The 4,035-nt window shown below is 36.8% G+C and carries 2 protein-coding genes, 1 tRNA gene and 2 rRNA genes; 1 reads left to right on the plus strand and 4 read right to left on the minus strand.

Translation table 11 applies throughout. The features are described from left to right. Window positions 1-504: 504 nt before the first annotated feature. Window positions 505-1,749 carry a DEAD/DEAH box helicase gene (locus KO495_RS03910; protein ID WP_215979092.1) on the minus strand — a complete coding sequence of 415 codons (1,245 nt, stop codon included), beginning with the start codon at window positions 1,747-1,749 and terminating at the stop codon, window positions 505-507. Between the two features lie 116 nt (window positions 1,750-1,865). Between KO495_RS03910 and KO495_RS03915 the strand changes: the two genes are divergently transcribed. Beyond that, a complete protein-coding gene (locus tag KO495_RS03915) occupies window positions 1,866-3,443 on the plus strand; it encodes a response regulator (RefSeq protein WP_215979093.1) in 1,578 nt (525 codons plus the stop codon). An 87-nt stretch (window positions 3,444-3,530) separates the two neighbouring features. Here KO495_RS03915 and KO495_RS03920 read toward each other — a convergent pair. From KO495_RS03920 to rrf (KO495_RS03930), 3 genes are all read right to left on the minus strand, one after another. Then, window positions 3,531-3,615 (minus strand) — tRNA-Tyr (locus KO495_RS03920). A 39-nt stretch (window positions 3,616-3,654) separates the two neighbouring features. After that, window positions 3,655-3,769 (minus strand): 5S ribosomal RNA (rrf, locus tag KO495_RS03925). Between the two features lie 108 nt (window positions 3,770-3,877). Further along, window positions 3,878-3,992 (minus strand): 5S ribosomal RNA (gene rrf / locus KO495_RS03930). Window positions 3,993-4,035: the final 43 nt, after the last annotated feature.

The raw sequence follows: 4,035 nt of genomic DNA on the forward strand, positions 1-4,035 counted from the left end.
CATATATAAGTATATATTTTGCATGAACATCATTCATTGAAGCGTTTTTTGTTCCGCTTATAAAAGCTAAGAACTTAAGTAAAACATCAATAAAGTGAGTGTTCACACAAATTGCATGATAACTAATTGTTAAAGAAGAAGATAAGAGTCACATTCGCTCATTATCATCGCTACTGGTAAGTAGCGTGCTTGTTGCCGTAGCCCCGAAGCAGGATGCGTATCATACGCCTCCGAGTTTTGATGTCAACCTTTAATTTCAAATTAATTTTAGAATCATTTAAAAGTAAACGTTAAGTGGCTTGTTTATTCGATAAAACGAGTAGATAAGCTATCAAAACAGTTCTTTCAGGCTTCTTTTTGGCTGAACCCCTTGGAACTGGAGCGCATTATAGAGAGCTAACTTGAATGCGCAAGGGTTATTTTCACTTTAATGACTGTTCGACTATAAATACGGCTACATGGTTAAAAACAACACGAAAAATGAAGATTTAAGCTTAGAAGTTGCTATCTTCGTAGTCTTCTTTTTGATTGGCCTGCTTTTTTCCCCGCTAGAGCTTGCTGTCGTGCTTTCTTTTTATTGAGCTTAGGTGCATTCATAGCATCAAGTGTTACTTTATTAAGATCTGGTTCATAGCCAGGAAACCATTGCTGTAATAATCGATAGTCCAATATTTTTTCAATAGCCTCTAACAACCACTCTTCTGAAGGGCTTAGCAAAGATACCGCTAAACCAGACTTACCTGCGCGAGCAGTACGCCCAATTCTATGGATATAGTCTTCAGCTTGGTGCGGTAGTTCATAATTAATGACATATCCTAATTCATTAATGTCTATTCCTCGAGCAGCAACATCTGTTGCCACTAAAGCTCGTACTTTACCTGTTTTAAAGTCTGCTAATGCTTTTTCTCTCGCACCTTGCGATTTGTCACCGTGAATAGATTGCGCTTTAATACCGTCTTTGCACATTTCTTTTGCTAATGCATCTGCTGTTGCTTTAGTTCTTGTGAAAATCAAGACTTGCTGCCAATTTTTTGATCCAATTAAAAATGATGTTAACTCTCTTTTTTTATCAGCATCAACCATGTAAACGATTTGTTCTATTTCGCTTGCTACAGTATTTTTAGCATCTATTTCTATACACTCTGCATCGGTAATCAGTTTTTTAGCGACTTTATAAACTTCATCATTAAAAGTTGCGGAGAATAGTAAAGTTTGTCGCTTAACAGAGAGGTGCGTTAAAATTTTATCTATTTCATCTTTAAAGCCCATATCTAACATACGATCAGCTTCATCAAAAACAAGGTACTGAACATCATCAAGACTAACTATACCTGACTGTAAATGATCGATTAACCTACCAGGTGTTGCCACGAGAATATCTACACCTTGAGCTATCCTTTCTGCTTGCTCTTTTGCACTCACCCCGCCATAAGCTAATGCTGACTGTAATGGCGTATATTGACTATATTCGGTAAAACTCTTATGCACCTGTTTTGCTAATTCACGGGTTGGTGTAAGTACAAGTACTCTAAGTGCGGGGTCAACCTTATTCTGCTCAATTAAATGCTGTAAAATAGGTAGCGCAAATGCTGCTGTTTTTCCTGTGCCTGTTTGGGCTCTAGCCATTAGATCGTGTTTTTTAAGAATCACGGGAATAGCTTGTTGCTGAATGTCAGTTGGTGAGTCGTAGTTAAGTTCAGCTAACGCCTTTGATATAGCGTTATTAAAAGAAAAAGCAGCGAAGGTCATGTGATGATCATATAAGTTAAAAAGTAATGCTATAGTTTAACAGAGTTAACTTTAACTTGCAGATTATAGACGGTCAGTTAAAGTTAGATTTCATAAATGGATAGATTAAGCATAGTATGGAAAACACTGACTACGATGATATGCGCTTTTTAATAGTAGATAACCTCAAGCCATCTCAAGACATCTTAAAGCAATTTGCCATGAGGCTTACAAGTAAGCAGGTAGATAGTACTCATTATGCCCAAGATGTTATCACTATTTGTCAACAAAAGTCATATGATGTCATTCTACTTGGTTACGATTTAGGTGAAGATCAAAAAAATGGTCAACAGATATTAGAAGAGCTTCGAGTTAATAACTTTATAAATCGCCATTGTATAATTATTCTAATTACCGCTGAAATATCTCAAGCGATGGTGCTAGCAGCACTTGAGCATAAGCCTGACAATTACTTATGTAAGCCTTACTCGTTAAATGAGTTAAATAATCGTCTTCTTAGCTGTATTAGAAAGAAAAAGTCGATGGCTGCTATTTATCATGCATTAGAACAAGGTAAACCAACTTTAGTGATAGAACGATGCGATGATGCACTGGCTCAAAGCACTCCCTACAAAGCTGAGTGTCTTGGTATTAAGTCAAGACAACTATTTCAGCTTGAAAAATACGATCAAGCACAAGCAATTTACTTGTCGTATAAAGATAATAAAAGCTGTCAGTGGGCTAATATCGGCTTAGGAAGAATAGCCTTACAAAAAGAGCAACTTGACCATGCAGAGGCTATTTTCAAACAAGCAATACTCATAAATCCTTATTACCTTGCAAGTTATGATTGGCTCGCATTGACTTATCAAAAAAAATTACAATTTTTATTTGCCGAAGAGATATTGGAACAGGCTTTAAGTTTATCACCACGATCTTTACCGCGACTAAAAAGGTATGCACAATTATGCTTACAGAATGAGCACTTTGATAAAGCGACATATGCATACGAACAAACTTACATCCTTGCTCATAACTCTATACATCACTCCCCTGATAATGCAATTAGCTTTGCCAAAGCTTTAATTGAATACGTGCCAATATTACCAGCATTAGATGCAAAGAAAATGAGCACGAAAGCGTTCAAATACCTTAAACAGATGAGTCGTGATTTCAATAGGGCCGAATTTAGAATTCAATCGCATTTATTAACTGCTTGTTTATTGGAACAAACTAATGAAGCACGCCTTGCTCAAGAAGCATTAGATAATGGTGCTAAGCTCTTAACTCGAGAGCGTGATAATTTATCGTCAGACTCACTACTTAAAATTACTGAAGTCATGAAGAAAATTCCTTCAGCTAATAATAAGTATTCAGAGCTACTTATAATTAATAAAGAAAGTGACGCTAATGATTACAACGACAAAGCACAAGCAGCTCTAGAAAAAAGTATTAGCCTATACCATAGTAAAAAATTTAGCGCTGCAATTGAAGAGCTGACTAAAGCACTAAACTCTTTTCCTGAACACCTAGGAATAAAGTTAAACTTACTACAAGTTTATTTAATGGCTTATGAAGAGAGTGAAGTAGAAAATACACTATTAATGTCAGCGAAAATATTATTAAAAGAACTGAGCACAATTGATTTCTCAGAAGACGAAAAATTAAGACTAAGAAAACTGCAAAGAAAATACCAAGCGCTAGCAGGTATCTAATTAAAAGAATTAGTATTTCAAAAAAAGCTATTAGTAAGATCTTCAGAAAGCAAAAAACCGTAGTAAATACTACGGCTTTTTATATGATGGTGGAGGGAGGTGGATTCGAACCACCGAAGGCTGAGCCGTCAGATTTACAGTCTGATCCCTTTGGCCACTCGGGAACCCCTCCACGGGGCCATTTTTATCATTTTACTGATAAGAATTAGGAGTCTAACAATGTCCTACTCTCACATGGGAACTCCCACACTACCATCGGCGCTACTGCGTTTCACTTCTGAGTTCGGAATGGGATCAGGTGGTACCACAGTGCTATTGTCGTTAGACAAAAACTTTAATGTATTAATTATCTAAATAAATGATTAATACATTAGAGCTAACAAAAAGCCCATCACCTTGTAAGGGGCTTCTCATGAGCTTTCGCTCGAATAGAAGTTTAGCAATGTCCTACTCTCACATGGGAACTCCCACACTACCATCGGCGCTACTGCGTTTCACTTCTGAGTTCGGAATGGGATCAGGTGGTACCACAGTGCTATGGTCGCTAAACAAAAACTTTTTAATTACCCAACTTACGTCGGTAATTAGCAAT

Source organism: Colwellia sp. D2M02 (genome assembly GCF_018860755.1).
GTDB lineage: Bacteria > Pseudomonadota > Gammaproteobacteria > Enterobacterales > Alteromonadaceae > Colwellia > Colwellia asteriadis.

Coding starts and splice junctions, on each gene's coding strand:
- KO495_RS03915 (WP_215979093.1), top strand. CDS start 1,866: ATGGAAAACACTGACTACGATGATATGCGCTTTTTAATAGTAGATAAC.
- KO495_RS03910 (WP_215979092.1), bottom strand. CDS start 1,749: ATGACCTTCGCTGCTTTTTCTTTTAATAACGCTATATCAAAGGCGTTA.